The following is a 21,059-nucleotide window of genomic DNA, read 5'->3' as shown; positions in this document are numbered from 1 at the left end:
GGGCCGCACCACGAGGACTGAGAAGCCCGACTCCCTACGCCGGTATCAACCGGATCAGGTTCGAGGGTCTGCGGTTGTCCGCACTCTCAGCGTCCAGACCCGTGCGGGTCCGACGCTCCCCTGTCGTTCGCCGCAGATCCTACGCCGCACTGGAGCAGCGCGGACGCCCGCACCGCACTACGGTCGTCACAGACCCGTCCCCCCACCTCGGAGGCTCGCTCGTGGACGACAAGCAGACCCAGTCCCTCGTCGCCAAGCTCATCGGCACCGGTGCGGCCCTGGCCGCCGCCTTCGTCGTGCAGAAGGTGCTCGCCCAGGCGTGGCAGGCCAAGACCGGCCACAAGCCGCCGAAGGCCGACGACCAGGGCGACGCCGGACTGGCCGAGGTCGTCGCCGCCGCCGCGCTCACCGGCGCGCTGGTCGCCATGGCGCGGGTGCTGGCCACCCGCGGGACGGCACGGTTCACCGCCAAGGTGACCCCCTAGGGCGCCAGGCTCGGGGCGGCGGTGATCCCGAACTCCCGCAGCGCCCGCCGCGCGGCGTACCAACCGCCCAGCCCGTGCACGCCCGGTCCCGGCGGGGTCGACGCCGAGCACAGGTAGACGCCGTCGCGCCCCGAGAAGTACGGGTCCCACCGGGCGGTCGGCCGCGCTAACAGCTGGCGGATGCTCGCCGCCCCCGCGGAGATGTCGCCGCCCACGTAGTTCTCGTTGTGCTCGCTCATCCGCGACGCGGGGGTGCACCGGGACGTCAGCACGACGTCGCGGAACCCCGGCGCGTACCGCTCGATGTGCCGCGTCACCGCCTCGGTCACGTCCACGTCGGACCCGGACGGCACGTGCGCGTAGGTCCACAAGGGCCGGAGCCCGTCCACCAGACGCGTCTCGTCCACCACCGTCGGGTCGCTGACCAGCGTCATCGGCAGGTCCGCGTGCCGCCCGGACGCGACGGCCCCCTCCGCCTGCACCATCTCCGCCCGGGTGCCCCCCACGTGCACGGTGCCCGCGCGGCCCACGTCGCGCACCGACCACGGCACCGGGCCCGAGAGTACGAAGTCGACCTTGGAGGCCGCGTCGCCGTACCGGAACGCCTCCAGCGCGGTCCGCGCCCGGGTGGGGAGCCGATCGCCGAGCACCTCGACCAGCGTCCGCGGCGTGGTGTCGAACAGGTAGCAGTGCGCGGGCGGCAGGTCGCCGAAGCGGGCCACGCGGTGGTCGGTGCGCACGGTGCCGCCGTGGGCCTCCAGGTCCTGGCGCAGCGCCGCGACGATCGAGCCCGAGCCGCCGCGCGGGAGGGGCCAGCCGCTCCCGGCGTGCGCGAGGGTGGCCAGCAGGAGGGCGGTGCCGGCGGCGGCGAACGACGGCAGCCGCGAGATCGCGTGGGCAGCGACCCCGGTCAGCAGGGCGGGCGCCACGTCGTCGACGAACCGCCGGTCCCACGCGCGGGTCCCCTGCTCGAGCACCCCGAGACCGAAACGGAGCGCGGCGCGGGGATCGACCAGCGGGACGGACCGCTTGTCGCCGAGCGCCACGCGCACGGCCGGCTCGTGGGCACCGCCCACCAGAGAGCGCCACACACCGCCGTCGACGCCAAGCGCGTCCACCGTGCGCTCCAGGTCGTGGAACGCCACCCCCGCGCGACCGTCGGGCAGCGGGTGCGCGTAGGACACCTCCGGCACCAGCAGCTCGACGCCGCGCGCGGCCAGGTCGAACTCGCCGAAGAAGGGCGACGCCCACGCCATCGGGTGCACGGCCGAGCAGACGTCGTGCACGACGCCGTCGGCGAGCCCGAGATCGAGGGTGCGCGCTCCGCCACCGACAGTCGGCTGCGCCTCGAGCACCAGAACCCCGAGTCCCGCGCGCGCCAGGGTCACCGCCGCGGCCAGGCCGTTGGGTCCGGAACCGACCACCACCACGTCGGGGCGTGCCATCGATGCCTCCTGACCCGGGTACCGTCCGCCGACCACCCTGCCACGGACGACCCCGATCAGTCCCGGGGCAGGTCGTCCTCGCTGCGGCCCACGTCACGCGCGCGCGCGGACTCCTGGTCGCTGGTGAGCTCGTCGACCACCAGCAGGTCGCTGCGCACCTTGCCCGTCCGGTAGCCGGCCCGGCCCACCATGTGCGCCGCCACGGGCGCGGTGAGCATCTGGAACACCGCCACCAGCACGAGCGCCCACACGGCACCGCCCGAGCGCAGGCGCAGCGCGAGCCCGACGAGCACCAGGATCAGGCCGAGCACCTGCGGCTTGGTGCCCGCGTGCATGCGCGCCAGCAGGTCCGGGAACCGCAGCACCCCGACGCCGGCCGCGAACGCGAGAAACGCACCGCCCAGCAGGCACACCGCCGAGGCCACGTCGGCGACCGTCGTCCAGTGCTCCGTGGTCATCGGACCTCCTCCTCCGCGCCGCCGCCGTGGTGCTCAGGGTCCCGCTCACGCTCATCCGACTCCCGCGCGGCCTCCTCCTCCTGCGCCAGCCGCGCCGCCTCCGCCGCGATCTCCTCGCGCGTGCGCACCCGGCCCTCGCCCTCCGGCTCCACGGCCGCGAACCGCGCGATGGTCACCGACCCCACGAAGCCGACCAGCGACAGGACCACCAGGACCGGCACCACGTCCGCACGCCGGTTCGCCGCCGCGTAGACGGCCACCGCGGCGATCATCGTCGTCACCACGATGTCCAGCGCGATGGTCCGGTCGAGCATCGACGGACCCTTTTCCGCGCGGATCGCGGCCAGGAACGCGGCGAGGGTGAGCAGCACCCCGCAGACCAGCACGACGACCGTCATGCGCGCACCCCCAGACCGGCCGCGTCGAGCTCCTCGTCGGACGCGAAGGCGCGCATCACCCGTTCCTCCTGGTCCAGCACGGACTGCCGCGCCTTCTCGATGCCGCCGCTCTGCCGCACGTCGAGCACGTGCAGGTAGAGCATCCCGGTGAGCCGGTGCGCCTCGACCACGAGCGAGCCCGGCACCAGCGACGTCAGCTCGGCGACCATCGTGAGGTACAGGTCGGAGTGGCTGCGCAGCTGCACGCCGATCACCGCGCCGTGCGGCACGTACCGGGGGCGCAGGGCGATCAGGCTGACCTCGAACGACGCGCGCACCAGGTCGATGCCGAACCGGGTGAACAGCCGCACCACGCCGAGCGGGCGCAGCCGGCCGTGGAAGTCGATGGGCGCCATGCGCAGCCCCGCTGTCACCCCCAGGGCGATCAGCACGCCGGACAGCACGTTGCCCACGGACAGGTCGCCCCACAGGAAGACCCACACGACGGTCAGCCAGACGACCGTCGCCCACTGGGTGCGCCACCGGTGCCGGCGCGGGTGCAGGCTCACCCGTCCTCCCCCACGACGCCCTCGTCCTCGGCCACGTCGTCGGACACGCCCTGCCCGCGCTCGCCGTCGGGCAGCACCGCCTCCACGTACGGGGTGCGCTCGTTCAGGGACACCGCCGCACGTTCCGTGTAGGCGTACAGCGGCCCGCCGGCCACGGTGAGCAGGAGGCCGATGCCGATGAGCGCCGCGGTCGGCGCCACCATCCCGAACGGCAGGCGCACCGGCGGGCGCGGCTCCTCGGGCGTCTGCCAGAACGCCTTGTTCCACGCCTTGACCAGCGCGTAGAGCGTGAGCAGGGACGTGACCACGCTGCCGACCACCAGCAGGTACGCCAGCGGGGTGCCCTTCTGCACGCCGGCCTCAAGCAGACCGATCTTGCCCAGGAACCCGGACATGGGCGGGATGCCGGCCAGGTTCATGGCGGGCACGAAGAACAGGATCGCCAGCACCGGTGTCAGCTTGGCCAGGCCACCGAGCTTGGTGAGGGACGTCGAGCCGCCCGCGCGCTCCACCAGGCCCACCACCAGGAACAGCGCGGTCTGGACGGTGATGTGGTGCGCCACGTAGTAGATGGCGGAGCTGTAGCCCAGGTCGGTGGCCAGCGCGATGCCGAACACCATGAACCCGATGTGGCTGACCAGCGTGAACGAGAGCAGTCGCTTGATGTCGTCCTGCGCGACCGCGCCGAGGATGCCGATCACCATGGTGGCCAGCGCGGCCCACAGCAGGGCGTCGTCGAGCCTGCCGTCGGGGAACAGCAGGGTCTGCGCGCGGATGATCGCGTACACGCCGACCTTGGTGAGCAGGCCGGCGAACACCGCGGTGACCGGCGCGGGGGCGGTCGGGTAGGAGTCCGGCAACCACGCGGAGAGCGGGAAGATCGCCGCCTTGATGGCGAACGCCAGCAGGAGCATGACCTGCAGGACGAGGCGCACGCCGGGGTCGATCTCGGGCAGCCGGAGCGCCAGCTGCGCCAGGTTCACGGTCCCGGTCGCGGCGTAGATCATCGCGATGGCCACCAGGAACAGCACCGAGCTGAGCAGGGCGACGACGATGTAGATGGTCCCCGCGCGGATGCGCTCACCGGTGCCGCCGAGCGTGATGAGCACGTAGCTGGCGGCCAGGAGGATCTCGAACCCGACGTAGAGGTTGAACAGGTCCCCCGACAGGAACGCGTTGGCGACGCCCGCCGTCAGCACCAGGTACGTCGGGTGGTAGATCGAGACGGGCGCGGACTCCTCGTCGTCCTCGCCACCCTGCGCCAGCGAGTACAGCAGGACGCAGAGCGTGACCGCGCTGGAGATGGTGAGCATGAGCGCGGACAGCCTGTCCGCCACCAGGTCGATGCCCACCGGGGCCGCCCAGCCGCCGACGTCGATCACCAGCGGGGCGTCGTCGGCGAGGAAGAGCAGGCTCACGCTCACGACGAGCACGACGCTGAGCGCGGCCACCGAGACCAGGCGCTGCACGTTCGGTCGGCGGTACAGGGCGAGCGCGAGGCCGGCCGCGGACAGCGGCACGACGACGGGCAGCGGGACCAGCCAGGAGAAGTCGGTCATCGCTCCCCCTCCCGCACGCGCACGTGGGCCGGAGCACCCCTGTCCGTCTCGTCCCTGGCCTCCTCGGCCTCCTCGTCCAGCGTCCCCGCAGCGATCTCCGTGTCCGCGTCGGTGACGGCCCGCTCGTCGTGGGCGGCCAGGCGGGCGATGCGGCGGTCCTCGACGTCGTCCTGCACCTCGTCGTGCCGGTGCAGCTGCCACGAGCGGTACGCCATGGCCAGCAGGAACGCGGTCATGCCGAGAGTGATGACGATGGCGGTGAGCACCATGGCCTGCGGCAGGGGGTCGCTCATCTCCCCCTCGGGCTCCACGCCGACGATCGGCGGCCGGCCGGCGGCCCCACCCGCCACGAGGAACAGCAGGTTGGCCCCGTTGCCGACGAGGATGACGCCGATGAGCACCCGCGACAGGCTGCGCTCCAGGAGCAGGTAGACGCCCGCCGCGAAGAGCACGCCGATGGTGACGACCAGGACGATGTTCGGGCTCATGTCGATCACGGCACGCCCCCGTCCCAGCCGACGGGCTTGGCGCCGGCCGCCACGCGCTGCGGCAGGTCCGGGTCACCGGCCACCCGGTCCTCGCCGGTCTCCGCACGACGGTCGAGCTCCGCCCCCAGGCTGCGCAGGATGTCGAGCACCAGACCGACCACCACCAGGTAGACCCCCACGTCGAAGAACAGCGACGTCACCAGGTGGATGTCCCCGATCACCGGCAGGTGGACGTCGAGGATCCAGGACTGCAGCACCTCGCCCCCCGCCACCAGCGCGAGCAGCCCGACGCCGGCCGAGAGGAACAGACCGAGCCCGAGCAGCAGACCGGGCTGCACGGGCGCCGCCTCGCCGAGCTCGTACCGACCGCCCGCCAGGTACCGGACGATGAGCGCGATGCCCGTCACCAGCCCCGCCGCGAACCCGCCGCCGGGGGCGTTGTGGCCGCTGAACAGCAGGTAGACCGAGTAGACGATCATCGTGTGGAAGAGCAGGCGGACGACGACCTCGAACACCACGGACCGGCGCTGCGGCGCGAGCGTGCGACCGGCCTGCAGCCACTCGCGACCGCGCGCGGCGCTGGACGGCACCGCGGACTCGTCGCGCTCGGCCACCATCCCGCCCGCGTCGACGGCGGCCGAGTCGCCCCCTGGCCTGCGCAGCGCGGCCATCGGGTCCGCGGACCCGCCCCAGACGGCCCGGTCCTGGCGCGCCTCGTCGGCCCGGTAGATGGCCCCGCCGCGACGGGAGAGGAAGACCAGCGACGCGACGCCCGTGGCGGCCACCAGCAGCACCGAGATCTCGCCCATGGTGTCCCACGCGCGGATGTCCACGAGCGTGACGTTGACGATGTTCTTGCCCCCGCCGAAGGTGACGGCCTCCTCCGCGAAGTCCGTGGAGACCGGCGGGTGGATGCGGGCACCGGGCGCGACGAGCGCGATCCCGGCCACCGTCAGCCCGACCGCGAGACCGAGGGCCAGCCGCACCCACCGGCTGGCGGCCAGTGGCCGGTCGGAGAAGTACGGGGGGAGCCTGCGCAGGACGAGGACGAAGACCACCAGGGTCACCGTCTCGACGAGCACCTGCGTGAGGGCCAGGTCCGGGGCGCCGTGCAGCAGGAACAGCCCCGCCACCGAGTAGCCGCCGATGCCCAGCAGGATGACCGCCTTGAGCCGGCGGCGAGCGCGGGTGACCAGCAGCGCGGACACGACCGTGCCGGCCGCGAACACCACCTGCGCCGGGTTGTCCCAGGCCCTGACCTCGTCCGGGAACACCGTGCTGCCCATCGTGGTGCCACCCACCGCCGCGACGAACACCACGAGGATCAGGCCGAGGTACAGGGGCAGCGAACCGCGCTGCGTGACCGCGGTGACGTCGGCCGCCACGTCGTCGAGCCGCCGCATGAACCGCCGGTACACCCGGTCGGCCTCGGGTCCGCGGTAGGCCTCGGTCTGCCAGAGCTCGACACGGTCCCGGGCGAGGAACAGCAGGGCGCCGGCCAGCAGGATCCCGAGCGTGAGGACGAACGTCGGCGTCAGCCCGGCCCAGAGCACGAGGTGCCCGGGCTCGCCCTCGGGGTACGTGGCCGCGTACGGCTCCAGCAGGTGCTCGCCGAGCTGCGGCAGCAGGGCGACCGCCAGCCCGAGGACGGCCAGGATCATCGCCGGCCACACCAGCAGCAGGGACGGGTGCGTGATGGGGGCGGGCGCGGCGGCGTCGTCGGCGGCCTCGTGGATGGACGTGCCGGGTGCGGTGGACTCCGCGGACTCGACCACGGCCTCCGGCACCACGGCGGGCTTCGTCGAGAAGGCTCCCCACCACAGGCGCAGCCCGTACGCGACGGTCAGCGCCGAGCCCGCGGCCACCGCGACCAGCACGATCGTCCCGACCGGTGCGTCGAGGTGCCCGACCGCCTCCAGGCCGGCCTCCTTGGCCACGTACCCCGCGAACGGGGGGAGGCCGATCATCGACGCGGTGGCCAGACCGCCCGCGAGCGCGGTCAGCCTGAGCTCACGGCCGACCCCCGACAGCCGCCGCAGGTCACGCGTGCCGGTGGCGGCGTCGACCACCCCGACGACCAGGAACAGCGCCGCCTTGAACATCGCGTGCGCGCCCAGCATGGCCAGCCCCGCGAGCGCCGTCGCGCGGGTGCCGAGGCCGACCAGGAGCACGATGAGGCCGAGCTGGCTCACGGTGCCGAACGCGAGGATGAGCTTGAGGTCGTGCTGGCGCAGCGCCCGGTACCCGCCCAGCAGCAGGGTGCCGCAGCCGAGCACGATGATGATCCACTGCCACAACGGCACCGTGGAGTACGCCGGGGCGAACCGTGCCACCAGGTAGACGCCGGCCTTCACCATGGCCGCGGCGTGCAGGTAGGCGCTCACCGGGGTCGGCGCCGCCATCGCCGCCGGGAGCCAGAAGTGGAACGGGATCATGGCCGACTTCGTCGCCGCACCGGCCAGCAGGCAGACGATCGCCACGGTCACCGCGGTGGTGCCCTGCGGGGGGTCGGCGATCACCTCCGAGAGCCGGTAGGTCCCCGCCGCCTCGCCCAGGATCACCATGCCGACGAGCATCGCCAACCCGCCCGCGGTGGTGATGACGATGGCCTGCATGGCCGCCCGGCGGCTGGCCTTGCGCTCGGCGTAGTGGCCGATCAGCACGTACGACGTGACGGTGGTGAGCTCCCAGAACGTGTACAGGAGCAGCAGGTCGTCCGCCGTGACCAGCCCGAGCATCGAGCCGCTGAACGCCACGAACACCCCGGCGAACCGGCCCAGCCCCGAGGCGCTCGTCGAGAAGTACGCGGCGCAGTAGACGAGCACCAGGGCGCCGACGCCGCCCACCACCAGGGTCATCAGCCACGACAGCGTGTCCAGCCGGAACGTGAGCTCGAGCCCGAGCGCCGGGATCCACTGGACCTGCTCGACCGGGCCGTTCCCGGCCTGCACGCGTTCCGTCCAGGACAGGGCCCACGCCGCGGCGCTGGCCGGCGCGAGGGCCAGCAGCCAGAACGCCTTGCGGCCCAGCCACCGGATGAGCACGGGCGCGACGACGGCTGCGGCCAGGTGAACGGCGAGCAGCAGCAGCACGTCCGGCTCCGTCCTGTAGGGCGGGTGGTCGGTCGGTCGGTTCTCGGTGTCGAGCGCAGGTACGGGCATGCAGCGGAAGCTGTAAGAGCACCCCCGCGATGCACAGAAGATTTGGTCAAAACTCTACCAACCCGATTCCCATGCCTCCTTCCACGGGCCGGCACGCACGCCGTCGGATCGGTCACGTCACGCTCCGCCGCGCGCAGCCACCCGTGCGGGTGCCGGCGCGGTGCCGCGGCGGCGCGTGGTCCCACCGGGCCGGGCGGACGCCCGGCTACCGTGGCGACGTGAATGCGCTGCAGGTGGTGTGCCTCGTGATCGTCGTCGTCGCGACCGTCGTGGGGGTCGGCGTGTTCGCCCGCGGGGTCGCGGCGATCGTGCGGACCCTGCGGATCGGCCGGCCGGAGGGTGGTCGGTGGACGCCGGTCGGTCCGCGGCTGGCGACGCTGGCGCGCGAGATGGTCGGGCACGGGCGGTTCCAGCACAAGCCGGTGGTCAAGGTGGCGCACTGGGTGGTGATGGTGTCGTTCCCGGTGCTGTTCCTCACCCTGGTCACCGGGTACGGGCAGCTGGTGGACCCCGAGTTCGCGCTCCCGCTCATCGGGCACTGGGCGCCGCTGGAGTGGGCGATCGAGGCGATCGCGTGGGCGTCGCTGCTCGGCATCGTGGCGCTCACGGTCCTGCGCATCCGGCTCGGTGCGCGCCGGCGGGAGTCGCGGTTCTTCGGGTCCCACCAGGCGCAGGCGTTCTTCGTCGAGGGGACCGTGCTGGCCGTCGTGCTGGCCGTCCTGGTGCTGCGCGGGCTCGAGTACGCGCTGTCCGGCGGGGACGCGTGGCACTTCCCGCTGACTGCGTGGTTCGGTGCGGCGTGGACGCGGGTCCCGACGGCGACGCTCCAGGACGCGGTCGTCGTCGTCGCGACCGTGAAGATCGTCGTGTCGATGTCGTGGTTCGTCGTCGTCGGCCTGCAGCCCACGATGGGCGTCGCGTGGCACCGGTTCCTCGCCGTCGTGAACGTCTACGCCCGCCGCAGGCCCACCGGCGGCCCTGCGCTCGGTCCGCTCCAGCCGCTGCCGGTGGACCTGCTGGGCGACCTGCCCGACGACGTCCGGCTCGGCGTCGGTGCCATCGAGGACTTCACGTGGAAGGGCCTGCTCGACTTCTCCACCTGCACCGAGTGCGGCCGCTGCCAGGAGCAGTGCCCCGCGTGGGCGACCGGCAAGCCGCTCAGCCCCAAGGCGGTGACCCTCTCGTTGCGGGACCACGCCGCCGCCACGGCCCCCTACCTGCAGGCGGGGTCCGCGGACCACCGCGGCCTCGACCTCATCGGCACCGGGGTCATCGACGCGGACGCGCTGTGGGCGTGCACCATGTGCGGCGCGTGCGTCCAGCAGTGCCCGGTGGACATCGAGCACGTGGACGCGATCGTGGACATGCGGCGCTACCAGGTGCTCATGGAGTCGGCGTTCCCCAAGGAGCTGGGCGGCACCTTCAGCAAGCTGGAGCGGCAGGGCAACCCGTGGGGGCTGCCCGCGCGGAACCGGCTGGCCTGGGCGAAGGGGCTGGAGTTCGACGTCCCGGTGGTCGGGGTCGACGTGGAGTCGGCGGCCGAGGTCGAGTACCTGTTCTGGGTGGGCTGCGCCGGAGCGTACGAGGACCGCGCGATCCGCACGACGAAGGCCGTCGCGGAGCTGCTGCACACGGCCGGGGTGACCTTCGCGGTGCTCGGCGACGGCGAGTCCTGCACGGGTGACCCGGCCCGGCGCGCGGGCAACGAGCTGCTGTTCCAGATGCTGGCGAGCGCCAACGTCGAGATGCTCAACGAGGTGGGCGCGCAGCGGATCGTCGTCACGTGCGCGCACTGCTTCAACACGATCGCCCGCGAGTACCCGCAGCTGGGCGGCCGGTACGAGGTGGTCCACCACACGGAGCTGCTGAACACCCTGGTCGCGGACGGGCGGCTCACCCCCCTGCCGTCGACCGACGAGCGCACGATCACCTACCACGACCCCTGCTTCCTCGGACGCCATAACCAGGTGTATGCACCCCCACGCGAGCTGCTCGGCGCGATCCCCGGGGTACAGCTGGCCGAGATGCCGCGCAACCAGGAGAAGGCGTTCTGCTGCGGGGCCGGCGGCGCACGGGTGTGGATGGAGGAGACGATCGGCACCCGGATCGGCACCGCGCGCGCCGAGGAGGCGATCGCCACCGGCGCGTCCGTCGTCGCGACCGCCTGCCCGTTCTGCACGGTGATGCTCTCCGACGGGGTCGCCGCGTCGGACACCGTGGGGGTGCCCGAGGTCACCGACATCGCCCTGCTGCTCCTGGACCGGGTGCGCGAGTGATCAGCCGTCCGCCGCCGGGGATCCGGCGCCCCGAGGCGCGGGCCTAGCCGCCGTGGGGTGCACGAGCGAGACGACTCGGCGCGACCGACAGCGTGATCATCCCCGCCAGCTCACCCTCGACGACGGGACGTGAGGACCCGCGCACCGGGTCGACGGCCATCAGCATCGACGTGGTCGACACACCCGTCACGGTGCTCTGCTGGCGAACCACGATCAGCTCGGAGCCCCGCACGTCCACGACGTCCACCACCGGGTCGCCACCCGCGCTCAGCGGCACGACGCCGCCCTCGGTGACCTCCCACCAGGCGGCCTCGGGCTCCGACGTGCCGAACGTCCCCGCGACGAGCCGGTCACCGACCCTCCACACGCCACCCAGTCGCGCCGCCTCCGGCATGTCGAGCAGCAACCGCGCCGATCCCGTCGCGACCTCCGCGAGCCAGAACTCGGTCGAGGGAGAGCCGAGCACGTACGCCGACCGGCCGCCCGTCACGCACTCCAGCAGCACCGTCGCCTCGTCGACCCACATCCAGGCCGCGCAGGCGTCCGGGCGGTCCGGATACGGGGCCAGGAGGGAGACGCTCGAGAACCCGTCGCTCGTGATCACGCGCGGACCGGAGACGTCGTGCACGAGGATCGACGACCCCGCAGGGCTCATGATCCAGTTCTCGCCGGCTGCCCCCTTCGCGAACGCGGCCGACTCGGCCCTGGGCACGCCCTCGGAGCTGACACGAATGATCCGGGGCTCGTACCCACTGGTGTCGTAGATGACGTCCGTGGTGCCGTCACCGGCGAACCTCGCGCTGTAGAGATCGTCGCCGAGGGTGGGGCCGGACTCGCCCGTGAGCAGGTCGAGCACGTGCGTCGCACCGTCGGTCGAGGATCGCGCCACCACGAACGGGCCTCCGGGGAGCCAGTCCTGCAGGTACCAGCCCTCGGGGTCGGTCGCAGTCGGCACGACGTACGGATGGCCCGTCGGGTCGAGCAGGTACACCGTCGCCGGGACCAGCAGGCCCTCCCCCTGCTCGCCCCACGCCGAGTACCGGACGACGTTCCAGCCCGGCCCGGTCGACTCGAGCATGCCCGGCGGCATCGGGTCAGCGGCGCGCAGCGCCCACACGGTCGGCTCCGACGGTGTCGTCGGCGTGGCGCTCGGGGTTGCGGTCGGCGTCGGGGCCGGGGTGCTCGTCCACGTGGTCGTCGGCGCCGGGAGCGCGGGCGGCTCCGGAGTACGACTCCCGGCGAGGAGCGTGCCGACGACGACGACGCCCACGGCGGCCACCGCGGTGAGCGCCATGGAACCCGCACGCACCGTGCGACGGCGGGTCACGCGCCGGGAGAGGCCCCCCGCCTCGACTGCGACGTCGGGTGCGCTGGCATCGGCGTCCCGTCGCTGTGCATCGGCGAAGCCGCGCAGGGCGGCCGTGATGTCGTCGCTCATCGGGCGTTCCTTCCCAGGTCGGAGACGCGCACTGACTCGAACTCGTCCGGGCCGTCGGGCTCGACCACCTGCAGGGTGGTCCGGAGCTTGCCGGTCCCGTCGGAGAGGTAGCGCTTCACTGCGCCTTCCGAGATCAGCAGCGCCGCGGCGATCTCGGAGACGGGCAGGTCGTCGAAGTACCGCAGGACGACACAGGCGCGCTCGCGCGGTGACAGCACCCGCAACGCCGCGCCGACGTCAGCCGTGGCGGACGCCGCGTCCTCGGCACCGGGGGCGGACGGCGCGGGCTCGAACAGGTGGGCTCTGCCCAGCCACGTCCGGCGCGACCGGGTCTGATCGAGGAACACCGTGCGGATCGCCTGCCGGACGTACCCCTCGGCGGCATGGATCTCGGTCACCGCGCGCGGTCGGGAGAACGTCCGCACGATCGCCTCGTGCACCAGGTCCTCAGCGTCGCGGCGGTCCACGACGAACAGGCATGCGTACGCCACCAGCGCCGATCGCCGCTCCCGGACCATCTCGTCCAGGACACCCCGCCAGTGCGTCACGTGTCTCCTCCGTCTGCGACCTGCTCGTGATGCCACAACGCGCCCGGGCCCCAGAACGTTGGGTCGCCATCGTCCACCTGACGGGCGTGGGCGGTCGAATCGATGCGATCTCACCTCGGAAGGCGCTGTCCCTCGCAGGGTCCGAGATGTGACGATGGAACCCGTGACAGCCGGACCCCGCCCCCACCTCGCCGCCATCGACATCGACGGCAACCACCCCGTCCGGTCCGTCGTCCGGCTGCTCGGCGCGCACCGGCGGCGCGTCCTGGCGGCGGTCGCGTTCTTCACCCTGAAGGACGTCCCGCTCTGGCTCATGCCGGTGATCACGGGCAAGGTCATCGACGTCGTCGTCGCCGGCGGTCCGACCAGCGAGCTGTGGCTGTGGGCCGCCGTAGCCGTCGCGGCCCTGCTGCAGAACTACCCCAACCACGTGCAGTGGACCAAGCTCTTCATGGGCGCGGTCCGGCAGATCGGCGCCGACCTGCGCAACGGCCTGACCGCCCGGCTGCAGAGCCTGTCCATCGGGTTCCACTCGCGGGTCAGCGCGTCGATCGTGCAGACCAAGGTGGTCCGCGACGTCGAGAACGTCGAGGTGATGCTCCAGCAGGTCGCCCACCCGCTGCTGTCCGCGACGATGGTGATGCTCGGCGCGCTCGTGATGACCGCGCTGGCCGTCCCCGAGTTCCTGCCGGTCTACGCGCTGACCATCCCGCTCGCCGTGCTGCTGCGGTTCGTCCTGGCGCGCCGGTCACGCGAGCGCAACGAGTCGTTCCGCCGCGAGGTCGAGCACTTCTCCGCCCGCGTCGGCGAGATGGCCACGCTCATGCCGATCACCCGCGCGCACGGCCTGGAGTCCACCGCTGAGGAGCGCGTCGCCGTCGGCGCCGAGGGTGTGCGGTCCGCCGGCTACCGGCTCGACGTGCTCAACGGGCGGTTCGCCTCGCTCGCCTGGGTGAGCCTGCAGCTGCTCGGGGTCCTCTGCCTGGTGCTCGCCGCGTGGGTGTCGATCACGGGGTTCATCGCGATCACCGCCGGCCAGGTGGTGCTGCTCAGCTCGTACTTCGCACTCATCACCGGCTCGGTGACCAACCTGCTGATGCTCCTGCCCGTCGGCGCCAAGGGCCTGGAGTCGGTCCGGTCCATCGCCGAGGTGATGCAGGAGCCGGACCTCGAGGAGAACGCCGGCAAGCGCCGGGTCGACCACGTCGAGGGGCGGCTGACCCTCGACCACGTGCACTTCCGGTACCCCGACGCGGTCGCCGACGCGCTCGACGGCATCGACCTGATTATCGAGGCCGGGCAGACCGTCGCGTTCGTCGGCCCGTCCGGCTCCGGCAAGTCGACCGTGCTGAACCTGGCTCTCGGCTTCCTGCGGCCGACGAGCGGGCGGCTGCTGCTCGACGGCGTCGACACCGCGCTCCTCGACCTGCGCTCCGTCCGCCGGCACGTGTCCGTGGTGCCCCAGGAGTCGGTGCTGTTCGAGGGCTCCATCCGCGACAACGTCGCGTACGGCATGCCCCGCGCGTCCGACGCGCGCGTCCGGCGGGCCCTGGTCGACGCCAACGCGGCCGAGATCGTCGACGCCCTTCCCGACGGCTGGGACACCGTGGTCGGCGAGCGCGGCGCCCGGCTGTCCGGCGGCCAGCGCCAGCGGATCGCCATCGCCCGCGCGCTGGTCCGCGACCCCCGGATCCTGCTGCTCGACGAGGCGACGTCCGCCCTCGACCCCGAGTCGGAGGCTGCCGTCAAGGAGGCCCTGGCGCGGCTGATGCGCGGGCGAACCACGCTCGTCGTGGCGCACCGGTTGTCGACGATCCGCTCCGCCGACCGGATCGTCGTCCTCGACGACGCCCGCGTGGTGGAGGTCGGCACGCACGAGGACCTGCTCGCCGCCGACGGCCGCTACGCCCGGCTCCAGCGCGCCCAGCAGGTCTGAGCGCATACCCGCCCGCGCCGTCGACCCAGGGACGGACCGCTCAGCGCTCGAACGCCCACGTCCGGTCGGTGAGCATCCGCGCGATCGCGAGGCCGATCGCCAGCGCGGCGACGACCAGCGCCGCCTGCACCCCGAACGCGAGCGCGTCGACCGTCTCGCCGTTGGAGATGTGGAACACCGCCCGGTAGGCCAGGACACCCGGCACCATGATCGTGACCGCGGGGACGTAGACGGTGATCCGCGGGACGTCCAGCCGCGGCGCGATGACCGCGGTGAGCAGCCCGACCGCCAGGGCGGCGACCGCAGCGGACGCCTGCGGGGGCAGGCCGCCCTCGACCATCGCGATGCGCAGCACGTTGGCCACCATGCCGACGCCGGCCGCGGCGAGCGCGATGCGCCACGGGCTGTTGAACATCAGCGCGAAGCCGAGGACGCCGAGGAAGCTGGCGACGAAGCGCAGGGTCAGCAGCAGGGCCGGGTCGAGGTCGTCCGGCGCAGGCGGGTCGGGAGTGAGCCCGACCATGAGCGACAGGGCCCACACTGCGAGCGCCGCGGAGGTGAGGATCATCAGCGCGTAGGTCAGCCGGGCGACCCCTGCGGAGAAGTCCATCTTGGCCAGGTCGAGGAAGCCGGTGACCAGCGGGAAGCCGGGGATCAGGAAGAGGACCGCGGACACGTAGCCCGCGTCGTGGCCGGTCCCGGTCGCACCGGCCACCTGCAGCAGCCCGACGAACCCGACGTAGCCGAGGCACGCGACCGTGGCGCTGAGCATGGTGACGCCGAACTGGTTGAACCCGCGGTGCACCATGGTCCGGCGCAGCGCCTGCCCGAGGAACGCCCCGACGAACACCGCGGTGACCTCGACGACGCCGCCGTTGTTCAGGAACGAGAAGGCCGCGCAGGCGATCGCCGCCCACAGCGCGTTGAGCGCCATCGGGTACAGCGGCGGCTTGCTCGCGATGCGGTCCAGCTCCGCCGTGACCTCCTCGACCGTCGGGTGCCCGGCTGCCTCCACCCGCCCGGCCAGGTGCTCGAGGCTGGTGAGCCGATCCACGTTGACGCCGATGGTGCGGACCTCGGCCACCTCGGTGCGGAAGCTGGGTCCGCGGTGCGAGGTGGTCGTGATCTCGGTGAGGGTCACGTGCGCCTCGTGCCGGTCGATGCCCAGAGCACGGGCGACCCGGGCCATCGACGCCTTGACCCGGTAGGAGCCCGTGCCCGCGGACAGGCTGAGGCGACCGACCCGGAGCACGGCACCGGAACGCCGGATCAGCTCGAGCTCGTCGTCGTCCGGAGTGGTGGGCACGACCCCATGATGGTCTGCCCACCGCGTCGTCCGTGGGCCGATCGTCCCCGCGGCGTGGCGGACCGGCCGCCCGCCGAGAGCCGTGCGGCGCACGTCGTCAGGTCGGTCCCGGGTCGGGCGCGTTGACCGTCCGCCCGTCGCGTCGTCGGCGGAACGTGTAGCGCATCGGCGCGAACGGCGGCTCGGCGTCGGGCGGACGACCGGACGGTCGGTGCCGTCGCACGAACCCGGGCGGCCGCGCGTGGCGCTCGATGGTCAGGTCCTGCCGGTGCACCTCGTGGTGGTGGTAGTCGCACAGCAGCACACCGTTCTCCACCGACGTCGAGCCGCCGTCGCGGTCCCACCAGCGGATGTGGTGCACCTGCGACCACCGCGCCGACGTCTGGCACCCGTTCCAGGCGCACTGCCGGTCCCGTGCCACGACCGCCCGCCGATGCACCCCTGAGTACGTCCGCCTGGTGCGCCCCAGGTCGAGCGGCACCCCCTCGGCGCTCACGACGATCCGCGTGAGCTCGCAGTCGCACAGCGCCTGCGCCAGCTCCGACATCGCGACCGGGGTGCCGTCCTCCAGCGATGCGGGCGTGGCCCGCGCCCAGCTCTCCGGAGCGTCTGCGCTGCGGTGGTGCTCGCGCAGAGCAGCGAACGTCTCGGCCGGCACGATCAGCGAGACGTGCGGCCGGCTCCCGGCACCGGCCTCGGTCGGTGCGTCGGCGTCCCTTGTCGCGCCCTGTCCCGCGCAGGCGCGCCGCGCCAGCGCCACCAACGCGTCGGCACGCGCCTGCTCCGACGACCGGGTCTCGTCGGGCGCCAGACCGGTCGAGTCGAGCGCCGCCTGCAGCGCCTCGCCCGCGACCCGGTCGAGGAACCCCTTGAGGTACGTCCCCCGCGCCTGGTGGGAGAGCACGAGCGACCGCTCCCGCCGAGCCGACTCGTGCGAGTCCTCCAGCGCCTGCGGGTCCCGCGCGGCCGCGAGCTGCGCGATCGACCGGGCGAAGTCCGGCACCGACTGCCGCTCCGCCATCGACACGACGGTCGCCTGCATGTCCGCGGACCGCAAGGCCCGGGCGACCTCGGGCGATGCGGTCGCGGCGACGCGGGCCAGCACGTCGAGATGACCGAGCGGAACCCTTCCGTCGCCGACCGCGTCCGCCACGGCGGGCATCGAGACCAGCGCGTCGGCCTGCCGGACCTCACGCGTCGCCTCCGCCGTGCCCGTGCGGGTCTGCCGCGCGCGGGCCGCCTCGAACGACCGGTCACCGGGCCGCTGCGACGTCCCCGCGTCCCGCTCGGCCACCAGCAGCCGCGCACGCGCCCGGGAGAGCTGAGCCGCGACGAGGTCGAGCGAGGTCAGTGCCGCGGACCGCTCGGGCCCGGACCAGTCCGCGCACTCAGCGACGCACTCCACCAGCGCCGACGCCGACGCACCCAAGACCGCGAGGGGCTCCCTCGTGACCTCACCCTGCGGTGCTTCGAACATACGTACGACTCTACGTGAAGCAGACGTCGAAAACAAGGGCTGACCTGCGCAAACGTGTCCACAGGACGAGGGATCGAGCCGCCCACAGGTCCGAGGTTGTGGATGGCGAGGCGCGCAGGCGGCTACCGGCGGAGACCAGCCCTCAGTCCCCGATCGCCCGCAGCAGCCGCAGCAGCTCCGCCTGCTCCGCAGCCGACAACCGCGCCAGCCGCTCCGCCGCCCCCTCGTGCCGCTGCGCGGAGATCGCCGCCAGCAACGACCTCCCCGCAGGCGTCAGCTCCAACAGGGTCGCGCGCCGGTCTGTCGGGTCGGGGAGCCGCCGGACCAGCCCTTCGGCCTCGGCCGCGTCCACCTTCGACGTCACGGACCGGGGCGCCACGTCGAGCGCCGCCGCCAGCTCGCCGAGCCGCCGCGGTCCGTCGCAGCGCTCCAGCGTCCGGAGCAGCCGCAGCTGCCCGGGCGTGGTGCCCTGCAGCTCGAGCTGGTCGGCGGCATCCCGCCGTACCCCGCGGAGCACACCGTGCAGGAGCTCGAGCAGCTCACCGGACTCGTTCACGGACCGAGACTACCGCAACTTGTGAACTAGACACATAGTGAGGTAACCTCAGTATCGAGAACGAAGGGAAGGAATCAGCCACCACCCCGGCCGGTTCCCCCAGGGACGCCCAGAACCAAGGAGGTGGGCCCGTGTCCATGTCGACCGGCAGCCCCAACATGCGCAGCTTCGCCAAGGACCGCACCGTCGCGGACCACAAGCTGACCCGCGACACCTTGAAGCGGATCCTCCAGTTCGCGCGCCCGTACAAGGCCAAACTCGCCGTCTTCGTCGGCCTCATCGCCCTCGAGGCGGCGGCCGGCGCGGTCACGCCGCTCCTGTTCAAGCACCTCATCGACGACGGCATCACGGCCGGCAACACCCGGGTCGTCGTCGTGATCGCAGCCGTCGTCGCGGGCCTCGCGATCCTCAGCGCCGGACTGTCGGTCGCCGACCGCTGGGTGTCGTCGCAGGTGGGCGAGGGCCTGATCCTCGACCTGCGCACCGCGGTGTTCGACCACGTGCAGCGCATGCCGCTCGCGTTCTTCAGCCGCGCCAAGACCGGCGCCCTGGTGCAGCGGCTCAACGGCGACGTCCTCGGCGCCCAGCAGGCGTTCACGTCCACGCTGCAGAACGTGGTGAGCAACTCGCTGACCATCGTCTTCGTGCTCGCCGCCATGCTGAGCATGTCCTGGCAGCTGACCCTGCTGAGCCTGGTCCTGCTGCCGGCGTTCGTCGTCCCCGCCCGCTGGTTCGGCAAGAAGATCGCCGCGATCACGAGGGAGAGCTACGCCCTGAACGCCGACGCCGCGCAGATCATGAACGAGCGGTTCAACGTCGCCGGCGCCCACCTGGTCAAGATCTTCGGCGACCCGGAGCGCGAGTCGAAGAACTACTCCGACCAGGTCGGCCGCGTCCGGGACATCGGCGTCACGCGCGCCCTGTACTCCACCTGGTTCCGGGTCGGGCTGACCACGCTGGCCAGCGTCGCCGTCGCCATCGTCTACGGCCTCGGCGGCGTCATGGCCATCCGGGGGCAGCTGACCGTCGGTGTCGTCGTCGCCCTGACCGCCTACCTGGCGCGCCTGTACGGGCCGCTCACCGCGATGTCGAACGTCCAGGTGGACGTCATGACCGCGCTGGTCAGCTTCGAGCGGGTGCTCGAGGTCCTCGACCTGGAGCCGACCGTCACCGAGAAGCCGGACGCCGTCGACCTGCGCGCACGCAAGGCGGAGCACGGCGCCACCGTCGAGCTGGACGCGGTCGGGTTCCGCTACCCGGGGGCCGACGAGGTCTCGCTGGCCTCCCTGGAGTCCGTCGCGACCCTGCGCAACGAGCCGAACGACGACACCCTGCGCGACGTCAGCTTCATCGTCCCGGCCGGCCACATGGTCGCGCTGGTCGGCCACTCCGGCGCCGGCAAGACGACGATCTCCCAGCTGGTCACCCGCATGTACGACCCGACGCGCGGCGCCGTCCGGATCGCCGGCGCCGACCTGCGCGACGTCACGAGCGAGTCCCTGCGCGCCACGGTCGGCGTGGTCAGCCAGGAGGCTCACCTGTTCCACGACACCATCGCGGAGAACCTGCGCTACGCCCGCCCGGAGGCCACGGACGCGGACATCGAGCGGGCGCTGCGCCAGGCCCACATCGCGGACCTCGTCGCCACCCTGCCCGACGGCATCCACACCGTGGTCGGGGACCGCGGGTACCGCCTGTCCGGCGGCGAGCGCCAGCGCCTCGCGATCGCGCGCATGCTGCTCAAGGCGCCCGACGTCGTCATCCTCGACGAGGCCACCGCGCACCTCGACTCCGGCTCGGAGGCCGCCGTGCAGGCGGCGCTCGACGAGGCCCTGTCCGGCCGCACGAGCATCGTCATCGCCCACCGCCTCTCCACCGTGCGCCAGGCCGACTCGATCGTCGTCCTCGACCACGGCCGCGTGATCGACCAGGGCACCCACGCCGAGCTGCTGGCCCGCGGCGGCGTGTACGCGGAGCTCTACCGGACGCAGTTCGAGGACACCGCTACCGTCGCTGCATGATCGGACGCATCGACGAGGTCGTCTTCGACTGCGCCGACCCGGGCGCGCTCGCGCACTTCTGGGCCGACGTGCTGGGCGGGACACCGCAGCGACGCAGCGACGACTGGCACTACCTCGACCCGCCCGGCTGGACGCGCGTCGCGTTCCAGCGCGTGCCCGAGGGCAAGGTGGTGAAGAACCGCGTGCACCTCGACGTCGAGGTCGACGACATCCCCGCGGCGACGGTCCAGGCCGAGGCCCTGGGCGCGACGAGGGTCGGCGAGATCCACGCCGACACCGCCGGCTCGTTCCAGGTGCTGCGCGACCCGGAGGGCAACGAGTGGTGCGTGGTGAAGCCCGCGTAAGGTTCCGGCGCCCGGCGGACATCTAGGGGTGTGAACGTCATCGGGACCGACGACTCCCGCGTCGAGGCGGAGTTCGCCGCGCTCTACCGGGCGACCCACGGCCGCATCGTGCGGTATGCCGCACGTCGCATCGGCCCCGCCGACGCCGAGGACGTCGCCGCGGAGGTCTTCCGCATCGCCTGGACCCGCACCGCCGAGGGCGTGGACGTGACCACCGGCTGGCTGTTCGTCACCGCCGAGAACGTCGTGCGCAACCACCTCCGCTCCGCGGCGCGGGCCCACCGGCTCCATGCCCCGCCGCCGACGAACGACACGGTTCCCGACGACGACGTCCTCGACGCCCTCGATCGCCTCGACGACGCCACCCGGAACCTGCTGATGCTCCGCTACTGGGACGAGCTCAGCGGCGCCGAGCTGGCGCAGACGCTCGGCATCTCCCCGTCCGCGGTCTGGGTCCGGCTGCACCGTGCCCGCCGCGCGTTCCGCAGCACGTACGGGAAGGCCCCGTCATGACGACCACCCGCGCCCTGCTCCGCGCCGCGAACCCCGTCCCCGAGGACCGTGGCGCGCCGCTGTCGAGCCCGCCGCGTCGCGCCCGGCTCGCCGCGGCACTGG

At 72.9% G+C, this 21,059-nt stretch carries 18 protein-coding genes and 1 riboswitch; of the genes, 6 read left to right on the top strand and 12 right to left on the bottom strand.

The annotated features are described in order from the left end of the window. Positions 1-14 precede the first annotated feature (14 nt). Positions 15-132: riboswitch (TPP riboswitch) on the bottom strand. A gap of 89 nt (positions 133-221) precedes the next feature. Beyond that, positions 222-485: a DUF4235 domain-containing protein gene (locus tag RYN42_RS11170; RefSeq protein ID WP_315096106.1), complete on the top strand. Its 264-nt coding sequence runs from the start codon at positions 222-224 to the stop codon at positions 483-485. On the opposite strand, the gene RYN42_RS11165 is transcribed toward RYN42_RS11170, so the two are convergent. From RYN42_RS11165 to RYN42_RS11135, 7 genes are read right to left on the bottom strand one after another with little or no spacing between them, the layout of a single operon-like run. Then, on the bottom strand, positions 482-1,930 hold the full coding sequence (locus RYN42_RS11165) for an NAD(P)/FAD-dependent oxidoreductase (protein WP_315096104.1): 1,449 nt from the start codon (positions 1,928-1,930) through the stop codon (positions 482-484). The two genes, RYN42_RS11170 and RYN42_RS11165, sit on opposite strands and share 4 nt — an antisense overlap. A gap of 56 nt (positions 1,931-1,986) precedes the next feature. Continuing rightward, on the bottom strand, positions 1,987-2,388 hold the full coding sequence (mnhG, locus tag RYN42_RS11160; protein ID WP_315096102.1) for a monovalent cation/H(+) antiporter subunit G: 402 nt from the start codon (positions 2,386-2,388) through the stop codon (positions 1,987-1,989). Further along, positions 2,385-2,786 carry a monovalent cation/H+ antiporter complex subunit F gene (locus RYN42_RS11155; protein ID WP_315096100.1) on the bottom strand — a complete coding sequence of 134 codons (402 nt, stop codon included), beginning with the start codon at positions 2,784-2,786 and terminating at the stop codon, positions 2,385-2,387. The genes mnhG and RYN42_RS11155 overlap by 4 nt, the downstream gene beginning before the upstream one ends. Further along, positions 2,783-3,334: a Na+/H+ antiporter subunit E gene (locus RYN42_RS11150; protein ID WP_315096098.1), complete on the bottom strand. Its 552-nt coding sequence runs from the start codon at positions 3,332-3,334 to the stop codon at positions 2,783-2,785. Before RYN42_RS11150 ends, RYN42_RS11155 begins: the two co-directional genes overlap by 4 nt. After that, complete coding sequence (locus RYN42_RS11145) at positions 3,331-4,893, bottom strand: Na+/H+ antiporter subunit D (RefSeq protein WP_315096096.1); 1,563 nt, start codon at positions 4,891-4,893, stop codon at positions 3,331-3,333. Before RYN42_RS11145 ends, RYN42_RS11150 begins: the two co-directional genes overlap by 4 nt. Beyond that, the gene (locus RYN42_RS11140; RefSeq protein ID WP_315096095.1) at positions 4,890-5,381 is read right to left on the bottom strand and encodes a Na(+)/H(+) antiporter subunit C; all 492 of its coding nucleotides are present in this window, start codon (positions 5,379-5,381) and stop codon (positions 4,890-4,892) included. The genes RYN42_RS11145 and RYN42_RS11140 overlap by 4 nt, the downstream gene beginning before the upstream one ends. A 5-nt stretch (positions 5,382-5,386) precedes the next feature. After that, positions 5,387-8,473, bottom strand: a complete 3,087-nt coding sequence (locus RYN42_RS11135; protein WP_315096122.1) for a Na+/H+ antiporter subunit A — start codon at positions 8,471-8,473, stop codon at positions 5,387-5,389. A 287-nt stretch (positions 8,474-8,760) separates the two neighbouring features. On the opposite strand from RYN42_RS11135, the gene RYN42_RS11130 reads away from it, so the two are divergent. Next, a complete protein-coding gene (locus RYN42_RS11130; RefSeq protein ID WP_315096093.1) occupies positions 8,761-10,818 on the top strand; it encodes a (Fe-S)-binding protein in 2,058 nt (685 codons plus the stop codon). Positions 10,819-10,861: 43 nt separating this feature from the next. Here RYN42_RS11130 and RYN42_RS11125 read toward each other — a convergent pair whose 3' ends face one another. Together RYN42_RS11125 and RYN42_RS11120 are read right to left on the bottom strand one after the other, a co-directional pair. Further along, positions 10,862-12,256 carry a hypothetical protein gene (locus tag RYN42_RS11125; protein WP_315096091.1) on the bottom strand — a complete coding sequence of 465 codons (1,395 nt, stop codon included), beginning with the start codon at positions 12,254-12,256 and terminating at the stop codon, positions 10,862-10,864. Next, positions 12,253-12,804, bottom strand: a complete 552-nt coding sequence (locus RYN42_RS11120; RefSeq protein WP_315096089.1) for a sigma-70 family RNA polymerase sigma factor — start codon at positions 12,802-12,804, stop codon at positions 12,253-12,255. The genes RYN42_RS11125 and RYN42_RS11120 overlap by 4 nt, the downstream gene beginning before the upstream one ends. Positions 12,805-12,967: 163 nt before the next feature. Between RYN42_RS11120 and RYN42_RS11115 the strand changes: the two genes are divergently transcribed. Further along, positions 12,968-14,740 (top strand): ABC transporter ATP-binding protein, encoded by a 1,773-nt coding sequence (locus tag RYN42_RS11115; RefSeq protein WP_315096087.1) that lies wholly within the window; start codon positions 12,968-12,970, stop codon positions 14,738-14,740. A 40-nt stretch (positions 14,741-14,780) separates the two neighbouring features. On the opposite strand, the gene RYN42_RS11110 is transcribed toward RYN42_RS11115, so the two are convergent. The 3 genes from RYN42_RS11110 to RYN42_RS11100 form a co-directional block, all read right to left on the bottom strand. Further along, positions 14,781-16,046 (bottom strand): threonine/serine exporter family protein, encoded by a 1,266-nt coding sequence (locus RYN42_RS11110; protein WP_315096085.1) that lies wholly within the window; start codon positions 16,044-16,046, stop codon positions 14,781-14,783. Positions 16,047-16,143: 97 nt separating this feature from the next. Continuing rightward, complete coding sequence (locus RYN42_RS11105; RefSeq protein ID WP_315096082.1) at positions 16,144-17,523, bottom strand: DUF222 domain-containing protein; 1,380 nt, start codon at positions 17,521-17,523, stop codon at positions 16,144-16,146. Between the two features lie 142 nt (positions 17,524-17,665). Continuing rightward, on the bottom strand, positions 17,666-18,079 hold the full coding sequence (locus RYN42_RS11100; protein ID WP_315096080.1) for a MarR family transcriptional regulator: 414 nt from the start codon (positions 18,077-18,079) through the stop codon (positions 17,666-17,668). Positions 18,080-18,216: 137 nt separating this feature from the next. Here RYN42_RS11100 and RYN42_RS11095 point away from each other — a divergent pair, with 137 nt between their 5' ends. Genes RYN42_RS11095 through RYN42_RS11085 form a run of 3 tightly spaced genes read left to right on the top strand, consistent with a single transcriptional unit; the run spans position 18,217 to position 20,957 of the window. After that, complete coding sequence (locus tag RYN42_RS11095) at positions 18,217-20,100, top strand: ABC transporter ATP-binding protein (protein ID WP_315096120.1); 1,884 nt, start codon at positions 18,217-18,219, stop codon at positions 20,098-20,100. Next, positions 20,097-20,444, top strand: a complete 348-nt coding sequence (locus RYN42_RS11090) for a VOC family protein (protein WP_315096079.1) — start codon at positions 20,097-20,099, stop codon at positions 20,442-20,444. The genes RYN42_RS11095 and RYN42_RS11090 overlap by 4 nt, the downstream gene beginning before the upstream one ends. 30 nt (positions 20,445-20,474) lie before the next feature. Then, a complete protein-coding gene (locus tag RYN42_RS11085; RefSeq protein ID WP_315096077.1) occupies positions 20,475-20,957 on the top strand; it encodes a sigma-70 family RNA polymerase sigma factor in 483 nt (160 codons plus the stop codon). Positions 20,958-21,059 lie beyond the last annotated feature (102 nt).

The organism is uncultured Cellulomonas sp. (assembly GCF_963527515.1).
GTDB lineage: Bacteria > Actinomycetota > Actinomycetes > Actinomycetales > Cellulomonadaceae > Cellulomonas.
The sequence above is the reverse complement of the archived record's forward strand: the minus strand, read 5'-3'. Positions and strand labels throughout refer to the sequence as shown.

What these genes read in the sequence shown, in the direction of transcription:
- RYN42_RS11165 (WP_315096104.1), bottom strand. Translation starts at nt 1,930, where the DNA reads ATGGCACGCCCCGACGTGGTGGTGGTCGGTTCCGGACCCAACGGCCTG.
- mnhG (WP_315096102.1), bottom strand. Translation starts at nt 2,388, where the DNA reads ATGACCACGGAGCACTGGACGACGGTCGCCGACGTGGCCTCGGCGGTG.
- RYN42_RS11155 (WP_315096100.1), bottom strand. Translation starts at nt 2,786, where the DNA reads ATGACGGTCGTCGTGCTGGTCTGCGGGGTGCTGCTCACCCTCGCCGCG.
- RYN42_RS11145 (WP_315096096.1), bottom strand. Translation starts at nt 4,893, where the DNA reads ATGACCGACTTCTCCTGGCTGGTCCCGCTGCCCGTCGTCGTGCCGCTG.
- RYN42_RS11140 (WP_315096095.1), bottom strand. Translation starts at nt 5,381, where the DNA reads ATGAGCCCGAACATCGTCCTGGTCGTCACCATCGGCGTGCTCTTCGCG.
- RYN42_RS11125 (WP_315096091.1), bottom strand. Translation starts at nt 12,256, where the DNA reads ATGAGCGACGACATCACGGCCGCCCTGCGCGGCTTCGCCGATGCACAG.
- RYN42_RS11105 (WP_315096082.1), bottom strand. Translation starts at nt 17,523, where the DNA reads ATGTTCGAAGCACCGCAGGGTGAGGTCACGAGGGAGCCCCTCGCGGTC.
- RYN42_RS11095 (WP_315096120.1), top strand. Translation starts at nt 18,217, where the DNA reads ATGTCGACCGGCAGCCCCAACATGCGCAGCTTCGCCAAGGACCGCACC.
- RYN42_RS11090 (WP_315096079.1), top strand. Translation starts at nt 20,097, where the DNA reads ATGATCGGACGCATCGACGAGGTCGTCTTCGACTGCGCCGACCCGGGC.